13 protein-coding genes and 2 pseudogenes are annotated in these 16,247 nt (G+C 68.3%); 4 read left to right on the top strand and 11 right to left on the bottom strand.

The genetic code is table 11. The annotated features are described in order from the left end of the window. Positions 1–1,220: 1,220 nt before the first annotated feature. Positions 1,221–1,586 (bottom strand): VOC family protein, encoded by a 366-nt coding sequence (locus AB0I22_RS21440; RefSeq protein WP_363132428.1) that lies wholly within the window; start codon positions 1,584–1,586, stop codon positions 1,221–1,223. 145 nt (positions 1,587–1,731) lie between these two features. Continuing rightward, positions 1,732–2,154, bottom strand: a complete 423-nt coding sequence (locus tag AB0I22_RS21435) for a MarR family transcriptional regulator (protein WP_363132427.1) — start codon at positions 2,152–2,154, stop codon at positions 1,732–1,734. 153 nt (positions 2,155–2,307) lie between these two features. Here AB0I22_RS21435 and AB0I22_RS21430 point away from each other — a divergent pair, with 153 nt between their 5' ends. Then, the gene (locus AB0I22_RS21430) at positions 2,308–3,354 is read left to right on the top strand and encodes an amidohydrolase family protein (RefSeq protein ID WP_363132426.1); all 1,047 of its coding nucleotides are present in this window, start codon (positions 2,308–2,310) and stop codon (positions 3,352–3,354) included. A 101-nt stretch (positions 3,355–3,455) separates the two neighbouring features. Here the strand turns inward: AB0I22_RS21430 and AB0I22_RS21425 are convergent, their stop codons facing one another. Then, positions 3,456–5,111, bottom strand: coding sequence for an MFS transporter (locus tag AB0I22_RS21425; RefSeq protein ID WP_363132425.1), 1,656 nt, complete (start codon positions 5,109–5,111; stop codon positions 3,456–3,458). Positions 5,112–5,655: 544 nt separating this feature from the next. Between AB0I22_RS21425 and AB0I22_RS21420 the strand changes: the two genes are divergently transcribed. Further along, a complete protein-coding gene (locus AB0I22_RS21420; protein ID WP_363132424.1) occupies positions 5,656–6,303 on the top strand; it encodes a TetR/AcrR family transcriptional regulator C-terminal domain-containing protein in 648 nt (215 codons plus the stop codon). Positions 6,304–6,740: 437 nt separating this feature from the next. On the opposite strand, the gene AB0I22_RS21415 is transcribed toward AB0I22_RS21420, so the two are convergent. The 3 genes and pseudogenes from AB0I22_RS21415 to AB0I22_RS21405 all read right to left on the bottom strand — a co-directional run. Next, entirely contained in the window at positions 6,741–7,148 is a 408-nt protein-coding gene (locus tag AB0I22_RS21415) for a PIN domain nuclease (RefSeq protein ID WP_363132423.1), read from the bottom strand. Further along, complete coding sequence (locus AB0I22_RS21410) at positions 7,145–7,378, bottom strand: type II toxin-antitoxin system VapB family antitoxin (protein WP_249590070.1); 234 nt, start codon at positions 7,376–7,378, stop codon at positions 7,145–7,147. The genes AB0I22_RS21415 and AB0I22_RS21410 overlap by 4 nt, the downstream gene beginning before the upstream one ends. A gap of 736 nt (positions 7,379–8,114) precedes the next feature. Beyond that, positions 8,115–8,519, bottom strand: a pseudogene (locus tag AB0I22_RS21405) (SAM-dependent methyltransferase); the annotation flags it as partial. Positions 8,520–10,071: 1,552 nt separating this feature from the next. Here AB0I22_RS21405 and AB0I22_RS21400 point away from each other — a divergent pair. After that, entirely contained in the window at positions 10,072–10,218 is a 147-nt protein-coding gene (locus AB0I22_RS21400; RefSeq protein WP_363132422.1) for a hypothetical protein, read from the top strand. 149 nt (positions 10,219–10,367) lie between these two features. Here AB0I22_RS21400 and AB0I22_RS21395 read toward each other — a convergent pair whose 3' ends face one another. The 4 genes and pseudogenes from AB0I22_RS21395 to AB0I22_RS21380 form a co-directional block, all read right to left on the bottom strand. After that, the gene (locus AB0I22_RS21395) at positions 10,368–10,580 is read right to left on the bottom strand and encodes a hypothetical protein (protein WP_363132583.1); all 213 of its coding nucleotides are present in this window, start codon (positions 10,578–10,580) and stop codon (positions 10,368–10,370) included. Between the two features lie 409 nt (positions 10,581–10,989). Further along, positions 10,990–11,631: pseudogene (locus AB0I22_RS21390) on the bottom strand (terminase family protein); the annotation flags it as partial. Positions 11,632–11,858: 227 nt separating this feature from the next. Then, entirely contained in the window at positions 11,859–12,383 is a 525-nt protein-coding gene (locus tag AB0I22_RS21385) for a hypothetical protein (RefSeq protein ID WP_363132421.1), read from the bottom strand. A gap of 25 nt (positions 12,384–12,408) precedes the next feature. Next, the gene (locus AB0I22_RS21380; RefSeq protein ID WP_363132420.1) at positions 12,409–13,095 is read right to left on the bottom strand and encodes a hypothetical protein; all 687 of its coding nucleotides are present in this window, start codon (positions 13,093–13,095) and stop codon (positions 12,409–12,411) included. Positions 13,096–13,897: 802 nt separating this feature from the next. Between AB0I22_RS21380 and AB0I22_RS21375 the strand changes: the two genes are divergently transcribed. Beyond that, a protein-coding gene (locus AB0I22_RS21375; RefSeq protein ID WP_363132419.1) for an IS5 family transposase occupies positions 13,898–14,667 on the top strand; the annotation gives its coding sequence in 2 pieces (ribosomal slippage) (positions 13,898–14,198 and positions 14,198–14,667; 771 coding nt in all). Positions 14,668–14,689: 22 nt separating this feature from the next. On the opposite strand, the gene AB0I22_RS21370 is transcribed toward AB0I22_RS21375, so the two are convergent. Further along, a complete protein-coding gene (locus tag AB0I22_RS21370) occupies positions 14,690–15,979 on the bottom strand; it encodes an MFS transporter (RefSeq protein ID WP_363132418.1) in 1,290 nt (429 codons plus the stop codon). Positions 15,980–16,247 lie beyond the last annotated feature (268 nt).

Raw genomic sequence — 16,247 nt, 5'->3', positions numbered from 1 at the left:
TACGCCGGACTGCCCTGTGACCAGGCTCAAAAGGCTCCGGCGTGATGATCGGGCAGCAGCTTCCGGCACCACGCAAGCCGTGGGCGACGTCGCGCCGTTCGGTCAAGTGATGGCCCATCAAGGCGAATGCCGGGGCGGTACGGATCAGGTCGGCGTGCCGCTCCACGGGCGGGAAGCGTTTGGCCACGGCTGCTCTCCGCGCAGGAGACGGGCAAGTTCGCCGTCCATGCCGGCCCGCGCGGCTCCGACCACGAAATGGTGCCGCTGCGCTTCGCGGCGGCTGTTGTTGCGTGGGGCGGTATTGCGCCCGGCCGACTGCGGCTCTCGTCTCGGACCCTCCGGGTCCAAGGCGCCAGCAGCGGGAGGGGAGGGGGCCGGGCCACTGTCGGTCCGCTGCCCGTCGCCGTGTGCATGGCTGGGGTCAGAGAAGGCTCGCTGCGCTTTGCCCGCTGGTAGCTGCCGCGAAGTGGTCTCGGTGGGGCTTTCGAGTGCGGGGGTGGGAGTGGGCTGCGGCCCAATGATCCGGCAGGGGCGGGGAGTGGGCGGCGTGGGCCGGTTCGCTGGCTGTCGCCCGGTCCTGGGGTTGAGGTCAGGGAGGGCTCCGCTGCGCTGCGCGGCCCGGCCCGCCGCCTCGTCGAGGGCCTCGCTGACTACCGACAAGTAGGCAGGAGTTTCCATCAGGCAAAAGCGCCATAACGGGCGCGGAATCGGATGGAAACCCCAACCGGTTGCCCATTCAACCTGCCAGGCCGGGCATATCGGGCACGCGGGCGTCGGAGGGGAGTTTCCACACCCTCAGACCCCTCCCCTGGGTGCGGAAACCCCCCTCGGACAGAAACCACGACCAGACGCAGCGCAGCGAGCCGCACTCCACTGCCAACTGCCGTGGATCACAGGCCCGAGCCCCAAACCCACCCGCACCCGAAGAGCCCTGCACCAACCCCATCGCGGCAGCAACCAGCAGGCAAAGCGCAGCGAGCCTTCTCTAACCCCAGCCACAACCCCGCCCGCAGCCAGCAAACCGACAGCAGCCCGGCCCCCTCCCCTCCCGCTGCTAGCGCCTTGGACCCGGAGGGTCCGAGACGAAACAAGCACCCACCCACCGGCAATACCGCCCCACCCAGCACCACACCCCCCACAAAAGAGACACCAGGAGACGCCAAGAGACGCCAAGAGACGGCGAGAGACGGCGAGAGACGACGAGGGGCCGCGAGAGACAATCACCCAGACGACATGACCTCATAGAGATTCCGGGCGTCATCGACGAAGTACAGTCCGCGCGGGCACAGCGGGTGGTCGATCCGGCCGTTGTCCGGCTCGTTGGGGTCGCTGCCGTACGGCACACCGGCGGCGCGGATGCGGGCCAGGATCCCGTCAAAGGTCGACGAGTCGACGTCGAACGCCAGGTGATGCCCGACAGGATTCTCCACACACATAAAGTCCAGCGTCAGCGAGTCATTGACCCGCACCGGTGCGAAATGCCGGTCCGGACCGCCGTACTCCAAGCCCATGACAGAGGCGAAGAACCGCGCCGCCGCCTCATGGTCGACGGCCGGGACGATGGTGTGGTTCAACGTGATGGCCATAGGTGATGCCCCCTCAACTCTCAGCTCCCAACTTCACTTCCCGGCAGCCAGGCGTTGACAGTCAGGCACTGACAGCCAGGCATCGCCGGTCGGACATCACCGGTCGAGCATCGCCAGCCAGGTACCACCAGCCGAGCGCCACCGATCAATCATCCACACCGGCGATCAAATCAGACAACCGTCGCAGCTGACGAGCGAGTTGGGCGCGCTCGGCAGGCGAGAACCGCGCGAGGCGAGCCTGACGTTCACGGAGCCGGGCACGTACGGCCGCGAGCTGATCGACCCCTTCCTCAGTGAGGCTGACCAGAACCCGGCGCTCATCGGTCGGCGAGCGCCGACGGAGCACACTGCCCTTGCCTTCCAGTTGCTGAAGCATCCGGGTGGCGGTAGGAACACTGACGTCTGCCGCAGCGGCCAACTGCCCCACCGGCAGCTCCCGCTCGCCCGCCAGCGGATTGAGCAGCGCCAACTGGGCAAGGGTCAGGCCGGAGCCCTCCTGCCCGGCGGCCGAGCGGGCGCGGCGCATCGCATAGAAGAGCGCGTCAGCGGCCTGCGCCAGCTCCTCCACACCCGAATCCTGCCCCGACCCCGACCCCGAACCCGAACCTGATCCCACGCCTGAGTCCGGCATCACACGCCCTCCGCCGTTGCCTATACCCCCCACGCTTGTTAGCTTACTAAATGAAGTCGTTAGCAAGCTAACCTTTAGGCGGTTAGGCAAATGAACGCCTCGCAACGCATCGATGTCCACCAGCACATAGTTCCGCCGGTATGGGCCAAGGCCCTGAACGACCTCGGCCTGGACTCCGGCGGCTGGGCGATCCCGGCCTGGAGCGCGGCCGACGCGATCGCGATGATGGACGAACAGGGCATCGCCACCGGCGTCCTGTCGGTCACAGCACCCGGCGTCCACCTCAGCAACAACGCCCCAGGCAAAGGCACCACCACCGGCACCACCACGGGCACCGGAACAGCAACCGGCACCGGAACAGGCCGCAGCACCGACAACCAACGCGCACCCCAAGCACAAACCCTCGCCCGCGCCGTCAACGAGTACGGCGCCGAAATGGCGAAGGACCACCCCACCCGTATCGGTTCCTTCGCCTCAGTCCCCCTCCCCGACGTCGACGCGGCCCTGGAGGAGGCCGCCTACGCGCTGGACACCCTCGGCGCCGACGGAGTGGTGCTGATGTCCAACACCGGCGGCCGCTACCTCGGCGACCCCGCGTTCGAGCCGCTGTGGGCCGAACTCGACCGGCGCGCGGCGGTCGTGTTCGTCCACCCGGCGCAGCCCCCGATGCCTCTGCTGCCCGGCACCCCGGCACCCGTCGCCGACTACGTCTTCGACACCACCCGTACCGCCTTGAACATGGCGCTCAACGGTGTACTGAGCCGGCACCGCAAGGTGAAGGTGATCCTGTCGCACGGCGGCGGTTTCCTGCCCTACGCGGCCTACCGCTTCGCCGGCCTGAACGCGACCGCGCTCGACACCAGCCGTACAGCAGAGGACGTGATCCACGACCTCAAGCGGTTCTACTTCGACACCGCGCTGGCGGCGAGCCCCAGTTCACTGCCCTCTCTCCTGGCGTTCGCCGAACCGGGCCACGTCCTGTACGGCAGCGACTGGCCCTTCGCCCCGCAGGAGGCGGGCACCTACTACAACCGCTTCCTGGAGACGTACCCCGACTTCGCCCCGGGCCAGGCAGAAGCGATCGACCGGGGCAACGCCGAAGCCCTCTTCCCCCGCCTCGCCCAGCCGAAGGCCTGAGCCGAGGAGCCGATCCGAAGAACTGCGCCGAAGAACTGAGCCGAACGCCCGGCCGGGAGCCACAAGGCACCCCGACCGGACCCGGCCGCGATCAGTCGCAATCAGTCACGATCAGCGGAAACGCACCCCCGAACTGACACTTCAGAAACAGCAGCAGAACCAGAACCAGAGCCGGAATCGGAGACAGAGCCAGAACCGGAGCCGGAACCACCCGAAGCACCCGAAGCACCCGAAGCACCCGAAGCACCCGAAGCAACGACCCCCCTCCCCCCGGACGTACGCACCACCACCGTGATCAGCAGCGCGACCGCGCTCACCCCGGCCGCGACCAGCGCCGCCGTGTGCATGGAGCTGAGGAACGCCGACCCGGCGGCCTTCACCGCGGCGGAGTCGCCCGTGGCCAGCGCCGAGGCGAGCGAGTCCGACGCCGCGCGACGGACGCCCTCCGAGGAGCCGGCGAGCCGGTCGTACACGAGGCCCGAGTACCGCGACCAGAGGACGGACCCGAGGACCGCGACGCCGAGCGCGCTGCCGAGTTGCCGCAACGTGTTCAGCAGCGCCGATCCGGCGCCGGCGCGCTCGGTCGGCACCGAGGAGGAGGCCAGTGTCATGCCGGGCGCGAGGACGAGCGCGAAGCCGAGTTGCAGTACGAACGCGTCGGCCACGAACCAGGCCACCCCCGTACGGGCTCCCAGCCCGACCACGCAGACGAACCCGACCGTCATGAGCGCGATCCCGGCGGCGATCGTCGCGCGCGCCCCGAACCGCCCGGCCGCCACACGCGACAGCGGCGCTCCGACGACCAGCCCCACGGACAGCGGAATGAGCAGCAGCCCGGTCTGCAACGGCGAGTAGCCGCGCAGGATTTGCAGGTAGAAGGTGATGAAGTACAGGTAGCCGAAGACGACGAACGAGCCGAGCGTCAGGGCCACCGCGGCGATGGTGAACGAGGCGTGCTTGAAGAGGCCGACGTCCACGAGCGGTTCGCGGTGCCGCGCCTCGATCACGACGAGAACCGCCAATACAAGCACGCCGATGGCGGCGGGCAGCCAGGTGCCCACGTAGGTCCAGCCCTTGTCGGTGGCGTGCACCACCCCGAACACGAGCAGGCCGATACCGCCCAGGGACCCGGCGACGGGCATCATGCGCAGCTCCCCGGCCCCGCTCGCCCGGATCTCGGGCACCCAGGCCAGTGTGGCGGCGAGGGCGACGAGGGTGATCAGGGCGACGAGCTCCAGCACGGAACCCCACCACATGCCCGCGCTCAGCAGCGCGCCGCCGAGCAGCGGGCCGAGCGAGATGGACAGCCCGGAGGCGGCCGCCCACGAGGCGATCGCCTGGGCGCGCTTCTCCGCCGGGAAGACCCGCAGGATCACCGCGAGGGTGGTGGGCATGATCATGGCCGCGGCGATGCCCATGAGCGCGCGGACGATGATGATCGCGACGGGCGAGCCGAGGAAACCGGTCACCGCCGTCGTGACGGCGAAGGCCGCGGTCCCCCAGACCAGCAGCCGCCGCAGCCCGAACCGGTCGCCCGCGCTGCCTCCCACGAGCAGGAAGCCCGCGAAGGTAAGGGTGTAGGAGTTCAGGAACCACTGCTGCTCGGTGTTGCCGGCCCCGAGCTCGCGCTGCATCGTCGGAAGCGCCACGTTGAGGATGGTGCTGCCCAGCAGCACCGCCGAGACGGCCAGCGTGAGCGCGAACAACGCCAGGCCGGGCCGGACTGTACGGGCCGTACGGCCCCTCGTGCCGGTCATCGTACGAGCTCCTGTCCGCTTCCGACCTGGCTGCCACGACCGCCGCGACCGCCGCGACCGCCGCGACCGCCCAGAACGGGGCCCGACGCCAAACCACCCAGAACGGGGCACAGCGCCAAGCCGCCCGGACCGGACTCCAGCGCAAAACCGCCGGGAACGGACTCCAGCGCCCGTCCGCCCGCGATGGACTCCAGCACCAGACCACCAGGAAGGGGCCTGAGCGCCAGGCTGCCCGCTACGGACTCCAGCACCGTTCCTCCCGGAACGGGCTCCAGTACCCGCCCGCCCGCAACGGGTTCCAGCACTCGGCCGAGCGGCCGAGGTACCAGCCTGCGACCGACCGCGCTCGGGCTGCCGAAGGCGCCATCCGGCTCGATGTGATGGGTCATGCGTGTTGCCTTTCGACCTGTGGGGCGCGGGGGTCGCGGACATCCGCGACGACGTATCCGCCCGCAGCCGCATCGGCCTGACGGGCGGTCACCCGCACCACACCCTGTTTCTCTATCACTGACCAAGATGGCCATGCGGCAGGTATACTTGTTCAGTGACCAAGAAGCAAGCCGGCACCGATCGCGCCAAGGTCGGGATCACCCTCGACAACGTGATCGACGCGGCGTTCGACGTACTTGCCCGGGGCGGCCTCGCCAAGCTCTCCACCCGCGCGATCGCGGGCGAGCTGGGGGTCAGCATGAACACCGTCATGTGGCACATCCGCACCAAGGACCGGCTCCTGGACACGATGGCCGATGCCGTCCTCGGGGAGGTCGACCTGGAGACCCTGCCCGAGAAGTGGGACGACCAGGTGATCGAGCTGCTGGAGCGACTGCGGCAGGCGATGCTCGGCCACCGCGACGGCGCCGCGCTCGTCGCGGGCACGTTCCCCGTGGCAGCACGGACCGTGTCCTTCACCGACCGCATGGTGGGCGCCCTCCGACAGGGCTGCCCCACCCCCCGGACAGCCGCCTGGACCGCCTGGAACGTCTTCTACTTCGCCCTCGGCCTGGTCCAGGAGGAACAGGCCGCACTCACCCAGGACCGCGAGCAGCTGCGCGAGTTCGCCGACGCGGAGCGCTTCCCGGGGCTGGCACCGGCGCTGGACGACTTCATGTCCGTCGACTTCGGAGCCCGTTTCCGGTTCGGGATCGAACAGATCATCCGCTCCGCCGCGACCATGGCAGCCCCCGAGGACTGAAACCCGTACCGCACACCCACGGCAACGGATCGGATCGGATCGGATCGGATCACTATGCGACTGGTGGGCGAGCCGCCGCAGTTGGTCGGCGTCGGGGCTGGTCATCACGACTGTCGAGGGACCGGCCGTCTCGACGGCCAGGACGAAGTACGTTTGCTTGAGATACTGGGCGAGCTCCGCAGGCGTGACGCGGACTCGGCACGCGGGGTCTCCCGGGGGACGACTCTGGGCATGAACGTGCCAGCACCTGCGAATCCGCCCCAAGCCCCTCAGGAGCGGGGAACACACAAATAGCCAGAGCAAATACCAGGGATCACCCCGCAGACGCGAGGGTGATCCCGTATCCCAGGTCCGCGCGCGTGCACCGGAGGTGCTCCCTGCAAGACCTGACAGATCCCCGCCTCACGCAGCCCCGAGAAGCAGCCCCCTGGACAGCATCAAGCGCGGACGTCCCGCTGCTGCACTTCCTTGAGGACCGCCGCCACCGTGGCAAAGTCGTTGCCCATGTGGAGCACCGTGTGACCGTGATGGACCGCTGTCGCACACACCAGGAGATCGATGGCGCCGGCGGCGCGGTGCTGCCCTTGCTGGGTGAGCTTGTACTGCGCAGTCTCTACCCAGCGCCACGCGTTCTTGGGAATCGGTGAGAACTGGCAGAGAGCATCCAGCTCTTCGGCCAACTCATCGCGGTGGGCCGGGCTGGTGGCCGAGTAGAGGAACTCCGCCCGCGTGGGCTCGCAGATATGGAACACGCCCGCGGCGATGTGCCCTTCCCAGGGCAGCAACGCCCCCGGCGTGCGGAAGAGGTGCCAGAGGGCGGAAGCGTCAAGGAGGTAGGTGATCACTCGAAGGCTGCCTGCCGGGCACGCTTGGCAGCCGCATGCGCCGCAGCCGCGGCCTCGAACTCACCCCGCTCGCCCCGCGCGGCCAGCTTCTCGGCGGCCTCCAGCCGCTTGATGCGCGCCACGTAGTCCCGCAGAGCCCCGTTGACCGTCTCTTTCTTCGTCGAGACGCCCATGAGCCGCATCGCCTCGGCCAGCGCCTCGTCATCGAGATCGACCTGGGTAACAGACATACCAGCCACCCCTCACCGAGAGTCCATGATGTACATGACCACGATACATCACCAACATTCCCTTGCGAGGGCCCACACACACGAGGCAGACCCGACCGGGCCACCGAGAGGCGGCCGCGAGCCACGGACGCCACGACACCCCTGGCCGGGCACTACAACCCGAGAAGACGGGACTGCCTCGCCGGAGAACCAAGCGTGCGGACGTTCGGCGCAGCGGACTCATAATCCGTCGGCCGTGGGACCGTTCCACGACACTCCCACAGCCGCACGGTCGCAAAATCCCAGGTCAAAGGCGCTCACGGACCATTTTTTGGGATGCGCGAGAACTCACGTTCGCCACACCTCAGCGAGGCGAGCGCCACCCGCAAGACGCCCCCGAAAAGCACGTTTCCCCAGGTCAGAACGATTCTGCCCGGGGATGAACGGTGGGGCGGGTGGGACTCGAACCCATTCCAGTGACGGTCTCACCTGCGAAAATATCGAACGAACGGACATATCTATCCGTTTCCCTCCCGCCACATCCCCCTCGATCCCGTTCGATCGGGAGTTGGTTAGGCGTTCGCCACACCGCCCCCTCGCTCACAGTCGCCAGGCTCCTGAGGCTTGTGCGCTATCTCCTCGACCCTCGCACCACCCTGTCATCACAGAGCCGCCGCGCCCTTACCGCTGCTTGCCGACTCCATCGCCCTGGTGACCCAAAGTAGCCACCACCGCAATACTGGGCGCGAGACAGCGCTCACGCCCGGGGCGGGCTCGCCCAATAGTTTTCCAACATCTCCGTGGGCCAGCTGGGCTGCTGGGTTTCTCCTCGGGGGCCCATCTCAACGAACCACGGACTGATGTCGATGATCGGTGTTCCATCGATGGCGTCCAGGTCCGTGACGTGGAGGTCTCTGCCGTCGATGTGCAGCAGGCGCGGATGTGAGATCGCGAGCTGATTCGGTCGACGGTGATTCCGGTGGGCGAACGTGCCGGTCGAGGGCCAGGCCGGGTTGTTGCGGGGACTGCGCGCATGGAGCGCAACATCGCCCGGCGATGCCAGGTGGAAGCGCCAAATAACCTCCAAGTGGGAGAATTCACCCAATCCTTGGAGGGCGTCCAGAGGGAATTGATCGTGGAAGCGGATGACCGGCTCAACGCCGTCAGCGCGTCCAACGGCCCCAGCACGAGCTTCAGCGCATACCCGGACGGCACCTCGGAGGCATCCAACGTCCCCAGGCCAGCAGCCGTGATGCCGGAGTTCGCGGCAATCCGATCCAGCAGGTGATCCACCCGCGCCCGCAACTCCGCCAACTGCGGCGACGTATCGAGCGCATCCATCCGGCCCGTCTCGCCCAGCTGCCACACCGCACCGGCCTCCACCGTCAGCCGCTCCGGCCGCCCCGTGGCCCGGTCCACCGGAAGCCGCGCCCCGGCCAGCCCGATGATCGGCGTGCCCGTCGTCGCCGACGCCGCCGACCCGTCCGAATCGGTGGCCGCCAGCTCGTCCAGGCCCTGGAGGACCCGGGCCAGGGCCGAGCGCCCCCAGTGCTCCCCGGCCGCCGGGATCGTGTTCGCCAGGTGCGCCACCGGCACGAAATCGATCATCAAGTCGAGCCGGTTCAGCTCCGTGCCGTCCGGCCGGACCCGGAAGGCAGCCTTGTCCGCCGGCAGCTGGTCCAGCGTCTGACCGCGCTTGATGTCCTCCAGCAGCCACTCGGCGTCCGTGAGGTAGCACGTCACGTTCGACGCCCGCCCCAGATCCCACGGATACTCCCGCACCCCAGCCGCACCACCCCCGCCCGCGTCCCCGGCGGGCTCGGTGTCCTCGGCGACCGGGCCCAGCTCGTACGTCACCCGCCGCACCCTCGCCTTCAGCCCCACCGCCTCGTCCTCCGGCAGCTCCCACGCCAGATGCACCCGCGCCGGGAAGTCCTCGTCCTCATCCGCCCACTGCGGGAAGAAGAACCCCGGATCATGCACCCGCAACGTCGGCCGCCGCCGCACCGGATCCCACGCCAGCACCATCACACCGTCGCCCAGCAGCACCGCCGCCCGCTCCGCCTGCTGCATCCGAAACGACAGCAGCTCCTTCTCCGCCCACGTCCGCAACCGCTCCTGCACCGCGGCCGCCTCCACCGCCCCCGCGGCGGGCGCATCCTCGTCCGCGTGCTCCGCGCCCTCCACGACGATCTTCTGCTCCGACCCCAGGAGGTAGGCGAGGGCGGTGTCCACCAGGTTCGCGGCATCCCCCAACTCCCGCCGCTCCAGCGCCGCATCGTCCCCCGCGACGGCGGCGAGCTGCCCGGCCTGGTTGTTGTCGTACGACGCCAGCACCTTGTACGCCGCCAGCTCAGGAAACGCCCGGTCACCGGGGCGGCCGGCAGTGGCCATGACCGGCTTGTAGTTCAGCCACGACCAGGCGTCGATCACGAATTGACGCAAGTCCACGTCTGCTCCAGACGACTCGGCCCCGCGCCGTCGGCCACCCTATCGAGCGCCGCTACACCTCGACCAGCACAAGACCGACCCCGACACTCCCGCTCCCGCCTCACGGGACGGCAGCGGAGGTTCTTTCCCGCCCCGTGCCGCTGCATCCGCAACGGTACGACAGCCCGCTCAATCCGCCCTAAGATCGCAGACGTTGACCCTGTTCCTCCTGCTGGGCATGCCCAGTGCTTTATCCATGTCGGCCATGGCCGGAGGGAGGAACAGTGGCCAAGCACGCACGACCACGTAAACGCAACAAAACGGAAGAAGAGAGTGGAAAGGCGCAAGAGCGCCGCAAGCGGGCGATGATCGCGATCAAGGCGGCAACCTTGATCTGGACCATCACCCACTCATGTAGCAGCCATATGTAAGCCCGCGAAGGCCGCCTCAACCTTAGACACGTAGGGGCGGTCATCGCCTGTTTGCACCGGCGATCCGCTGTAAATACACACCGAACCACGAATACGCAACGCTGCTCGGGCCAAGTTATACGCGTAGAGCCTTAAGCGACAACCACGTCCTACCGCCGACCGCTCAACCGCTGGTCATCCCCGCCTCGCGGCGGAGGCATCGTCGGGTCCAGAAACAGGTCCCACAGCGCCCACACCGCGCTGTCGAGCAGGTCCGGGGAGTCCTCTGTCTCGCTCTGGCCCACGAACGTCGTCATCTGCTCCTCCAGTTCCGCGAATCCCCGCGCCGGGCCCGCATGGCTGACCCTCGCCTGCTCGTACAGCTGGGCCGCCGGGGCCGCCCGCGCCCGCTTCCCCCCGCGTAGCGTGGACGATGCGCCAGTTCACCGTCGGATCCACCTGCTCCAACAGTGCGGGCAAGTAATCGCCGCCGTTGTTCGCCTCCATGACCACGCAATCCGCCCGGTGCTCGTGATACAGCTCGGCAGCCCGCCGCATCGACCGCGTCGGCGTATACCGGTCCTGCTCGGCATGGAGCAGAAAGCCGCGCGGCCGGTCGTCGCCGAACAGCGACTCCACCGGGTAGCCGCGTCCCGCCACGGTGAAGGCCGTCATGTCCGCGTTCTCATGGCTCTTGGTCGCCGGATCAACCGCGACGACCAGGCGCTGCATGTCAGGCAGGTGCTCCAGCTTCGGCCGGAACCCCTCGACCTCCAGCATCCATCCCTTCCACAGGGCCCCTTCGACGTCCTCCAGCAGCTCACCGGACAGCTCCTGCCGGCCCAGCCGGGTGCCGGCGTACTCCTCCTCCAGCTCCTCCCGGGCCGCAGCCGACAGGTTCGCGTCGTTCTCCCGCATGTGCCCGCGCGTCAGCACCACCCGCGGCGGCTCCCCGCCCTCGCGATGCGCCTTCTCCCGCGCCCGGCCCCGCTCGACCAACCGCTTCACATGCGGCAGCGGCTTCGGCGTCGAGGAGATCATCGCCTGCGGCGTCTCCGCCTCGCGCAGGCAGAACCACAGCATGTCGTAGACCTCTTGGGCGGTATGCCGGGACCATGCCGCGTACTCATCCAGCCATGCCTTGTCGAACGCCCAGCCACGCAAGTTGTCCGGCGTCTCCGCACCGAACCCGCGTATCAACGTGCCGTTCTTCAACAACAGCCGCGTCTCACCCAACGACGAGCTGTACTTCACCACCTCCTCCGGAGGAAACACCGCCAGCAGCCCCGACTTCGGCGACTCGAAGCAGATGTCCCGCACCAGCGTGGCGTTCTTCGCCACCACCGCGATCTGCAACCGCGGTGTCCGCGCCCACTCCCGCACCGCCTCCGCAGCCGTCCGCGACTTCCCCCACCCACGCCCCGTGAGCAGCATCCACACCGTCCACGGCCACGACGGCTGCCGCTGCGCCGCACGGGCATGATGGTGCCGCCACCCCTCATGCGGCAGACCATCACAGTCCGCCACCTCACACGCCCACCGCCGAGCCGACGCCTCATCCGCCCGCACCAGCGCCGCGACCTCGGCCCGCATCTGCTCCTCACTCATCGTCGACGGGTCCGCGAACCCCTCAATCATGCGCCGCTTCGCCCGGCCGCTGCTCACGACGCCCCGTCCGACAGCCGCCGCTCCAGCTCCCGGCGCAGCTGCTCCATCCGGGCCCGGCGATCCTCATCCGAGAGCGCCGCCACCTCCGCGCCCTGCCCCTCGCCCTGACCCGCCTCGGCCGCTGGCGCCTCGCCCACGGCCCGGCGTTCGATCTCGGTCGCGACCTGGAGGTACCGCAGCAACTCAGACGGCGACAGCTCCCGCGGGTCAAGTACCTGGAGCCGCGCGACAGCCTTGCTCTGCACGGCCTGCGCCAACTTCGCATGCCGCCGGGCGATATCCCGCCGCGCCTGCGCCTGCTCCGCGAGGAACAGCCGGTCCTGCTCCCGGTCGTACGCCGTCGCCCGCATCACCCACGCGAACTGCCGCGACCACCGGCCCACCAGCGCACGGGATTTATCCAACTCCTGTGCCACCTTCGTGACACTCCGCACCGGGCCGAGATCGCGGTACACGGCGAACGCCTCGAACGACTCCCCCCTCTGCCGCTCCCAGGACTCCACGGTACCCTCAGCCACCGCCCACCTCCTGGCCGACGGCCGACTATTCGCTCTGTGCGGCCAGGACTTCCAGGGCCCGCCACGGCTCATCCGCCGACACGGTGCCGTCCTGCACCATGCGGTCGATGACGCCGCGCACGGCGGCCGCCGTCTCGACCGGTATCTCACGTACGCCGAACACCGTCTCCAGCGGCGCCGTCCCCGCCCGGACCGCATCTCCCGAGCGCGCATCGAACCAACCCTCGGCCAGCTCACTCAGATGCCGCTCGAACACCGCGAGGATCACGCCGAGCGCCGTCGCCGAGTTACCGATCTTGTACGCCGCCCGTGAGGTCTCCAGCGCGTCGAGCACCGGCTCGTACTGCTCCAGCCCGGCCACCCACCGCCGATCCGCAGCCGCAGCCGCCCGTGCCGCATCGAACGCGGCCTCGGCCCGCTCCAGTTCGTGGGGCAGGAACATGAACTGCACACTGGCGAAGTCGAGGTTCGCCTCACCCAGAGAAGCCACGTCCACCTGCTCCAGCAGATCCAGGGTCTTATCGTCCAAGCCCGTGTACTGCCGCCACGCCACCGACTCCAGCTCGTCATACAGCTCCCTGAGGATCGCCGGATCATCCTGGCCCGCGATCGCGTTGTGCGACAACTGCAGCGCGATCTGCCGCTGACGCGGGAGCGGCTCCGTAATCTCCAGCCACCCAATGCGCTCCAAGCCCGCCTCGATCGCGGCCATGGTCCGGTGATTACCGGATAGCACGATGCGCCGTCCACTCTCAACGTTCCACACCAGCGGAGTAGAGGTCAGGCAACCGTCTCAGCGAATGTTGGCCACGAGTTGGCGGAACTGTTCATGGGGAAGGTAGCGGGCGTTGACATCCAGCAAGGTCAAACCTCGGGGGTCCCCCTCGGTATAGCTCGGCGGCGCGAGCCGAGATTCCCCAGCCGCCGAGGGCAGGCCGTTGCGTGTTGCTGGCATGGTTTGCTGTCCACTTCCAGAACGGCATCCAACCCCACCAGCACGCACGGGGTGACCCCGCCCCTCGACGTCACATCAAGGAACCGGCCAGCCCAAGCAGGCAGGCGTCCGCGCAGAGCCTTCGCGGTAAGAGCACAAGCCAACGCCTCGTCCCAGAACAACGAGGCGACAACAATGCACGTCGATCACGATGCTGTCCCTCGCCGACAAGGATCGGCGGCAGAGCGCCCAGACCCGCGAGCGGCAACACAACGCCTTTGCAAGGCCGCGCCCCACATGGGCCCCAGCACTCTGGCAGCGGGAATGCTGTGGCGAACCCAGTCCAGCGCATCCCCACGCCATATACCCGCGTCGGCGGGGAGGACTGCAGCAGAGATGTTTCGGATGCGGCTATCCCAGGAACACCCCCGCGTCGGCGGGGAGCACACTTCCTGGCCTGCCCCTTAAGAACTCCTAACGAAATGATCTTCGAGGTGGTTGGATCACTCCGGGACTGTTGATCCGGGGGTGTGGGGTGGCTCGGCCGAAGCCGTGGGAAGTTGATGACGAGTTGTGGGCGATGGTCGAACTGCTGTTGCCCAAGGTCGAGCGCCGAACTCGGCACCCGGGACGCAAGCGGCATCCGGACCGACTGGTGTTCCAGGGCACCCTGTTTGTGCTGCACACCGGAATCTCCTGGGAACACCTGCCGCAGGAACTCGGCTTCGGCTCGGGCATGACGTGCTGGCGCCGCCTGGCCGAGTGGACCGAGGCCGGGGTGTGGCCCCAGCTGCACGAGGTCCTGCTCGCCGAACTCCGCGGCGCGAACGCCCTGGACTTCTCCCGGGCAGCCGTCGACGGCTCCCACATCCGGGCTCTAAAGGGGGGCCCAAGACGGGACGAAGCCCTGTCGACCGGGGCAGGACGGGCAGCAAGCATCATCTGATCACCGATGCCACCGGCATCCCGCTTGCCGCCACCTTGACCGGCGGCAACCGCAACGACGTCACCCAGCTCATTCCACTGCTCCAGGCTGTGCCTCCCGTGCATGGCAAGCACGGCCGGCCCCGGCGCCGTCCGGACATCGTGCTCAGCGACCGCGGCTACGACCACGACAAGTACCGCCGACTGGTCTGGGACCTCGGCGTGAAGCCGCTGATCGCCCGCCGCGGCACTGCGCACGGTTCCGGTCTGGGGACTCAACGGTGGGTGGTCGAGCGCGTGTTCGCCCATCTGCACTGGTTCCGCCGACTTCGGATCCGCTGGGAGATGCGCGATGACATCCACGAGGCGTTCCTCATCCTCGGCTGCGCTCTGATCTGTTGGCGGCGTCTCAAATCGCTGTGGTAGCACTTCCCAGCGGCGGGTGAAGTCAGCGGCGTCTCAGCCCCGTTCGGTCGTTTCGGAGCGGGCCGGAGGTCAGACCTGTGAGCCCCACGCCGATGAGCAGGACGGCACAGGCGACAACGATGACGGTGGCGCCCTGAAGGTCGACAAGTGCGCCGAGCACGTTGTTCATGAGCAACAGGGCCAAGCTCTGTACGAGTACCAGCACCGCCTGGATTCGCGACAGGTGGGAGTCGGGTGATGATGCGAGCACTAGCGGCGCAATGTGTGCGGAGAAGGTCCCGTTACCGACGCCGATGACCAGGCCGGCAGCGACGGCTACGGCCGCGCTGGGAGAGAGACCAAGCGCAAGGACGCCCACACCCGCCAGGATCAGCGCGCTCGCCGCCATCAGTCCAGGCCGCCCCAGAGGGCCGCATTTCACCACCACCAGGGTGACCGCCACCATGCCCACGCCCTGCGCGCCGAGCACCAGCCCGGCGGATCCCGCGCTCCACCGCTCCTCCCGAGCGAGCAGGGGGACCAGCAGGGACATCACCGGCAACAGGAAACCGGCCGCCGCTCCGGTAAGCCACAGTCCCGGGCGCAGCACCGGATGGGAGAAGGCCACCTTCACCCCACTCAGGGCTCCCTTGAGGAGACCGTCCGACCTTGGGGCCGGTGGCACGTCGTGCTGCGGGCGGATGACTGTCAGGACGACGAGGGTGAAGGCGAAGGTGACCGCGTTGACGAGAGCGGCGCCCGCGAACCCTGCCAGGCCGACCAGCACACCGGCCAGCGGACCGCCTCCCATGTTGATCACCTGACCGCCGACCTGGCGTAGAGACAATGCGCGAGGCAACTGGGCCTTGGGTACCAGTCGGCGGGGCATGGATCCCGAGGCCGGTAGATAGAACGCGTCGACGACACCGACCGCAATGCCTGTTGCGATGAGCAACAAGGGCGGAGCACCCACGGAGTAGGCGACGGCCGTGAGAACGACGGAGAACACCAGCATCGCCGCGTCGCCGGTGATCAGCACACGGCGCGCGCTGACGCGGTCGCTGACCGCTCCTCCGACGAGGAGGAAGAGGACGCGGGGCAGCGTGATCGCGCTCAGGGCCAGCGCCGCGATGCTCCCGCCGTACTCGCTGGCCGCCCAGCCGAGGGCGAAGTAGAAGACCGCATTCCCCATGAGCGACACCAGGATGCCGACGAACCACAGCGTGTAGGCCCGAGGCAGCCGGCCCTGGCCTTGCCTCTCGCCGTACGCCTCTGGGACCGGGACGCTACCGGCTTCCACAGTCTCCTCGGCCGCCTCATCACTGGCCGCCATTGGGCACCCCCCGATCGATTCGACTAATGACGGTGATCACGGCGCCGACGGTGCCACACGGCACTGACATCGGGCCCGCTCGTCGTGGTGCCCGCCTCGGGGGAACTGCTGCGGACCGCTGGAGCTTTACTCGTTCCCGTCAACCATCAGGTCTATTTCGTTAGGAGTTCTAAGGGCGTGCAGATCTTTAACTCACCATCTTGATCTTGCTTTGGTTGGGGCCGGAAGCGAGGAATGCTGCGATGTCGGCTGGTGTGCGAAACCGGGC

The sequence above is a fragment of the Streptomyces sp. NPDC050610 genome (assembly GCF_040654875.1).
Lineage (GTDB): Bacteria > Actinomycetota > Actinomycetes > Streptomycetales > Streptomycetaceae > Streptomyces.
Note: the sequence above shows the minus strand (reverse complement) of the source record. Positions and strands in the feature narration are given on the sequence as shown.

Excerpts from the sequence above, each read along its gene's own strand:
- AB0I22_RS21440 (WP_363132428.1), bottom strand. The coding sequence starts at position 1,586 with ATGGCCATCACGTTGAACCACACCATCGTCCCGGCCGTCGACCATGAG.
- AB0I22_RS21370 (WP_363132418.1), bottom strand. The coding sequence starts at position 15,979 with ATGGCGGCCAGTGATGAGGCGGCCGAGGAGACTGTGGAAGCCGGTAGC.
- AB0I22_RS21425 (WP_363132425.1), bottom strand. The coding sequence starts at position 5,111 with ATGACCGGCACGAGGGGCCGTACGGCCCGTACAGTCCGGCCCGGCCTG.
- AB0I22_RS21380 (WP_363132420.1), bottom strand. The coding sequence starts at position 13,095 with ATGGCCGCGATCGAGGCGGGCTTGGAGCGCATTGGGTGGCTGGAGATT.
- AB0I22_RS21410 (WP_249590070.1), bottom strand. The coding sequence starts at position 7,378 with ATGTCTGTTACCCAGGTCGATCTCGATGACGAGGCGCTGGCCGAGGCG.
- AB0I22_RS21430 (WP_363132426.1), top strand. The coding sequence starts at position 2,308 with ATGAACGCCTCGCAACGCATCGATGTCCACCAGCACATAGTTCCGCCG.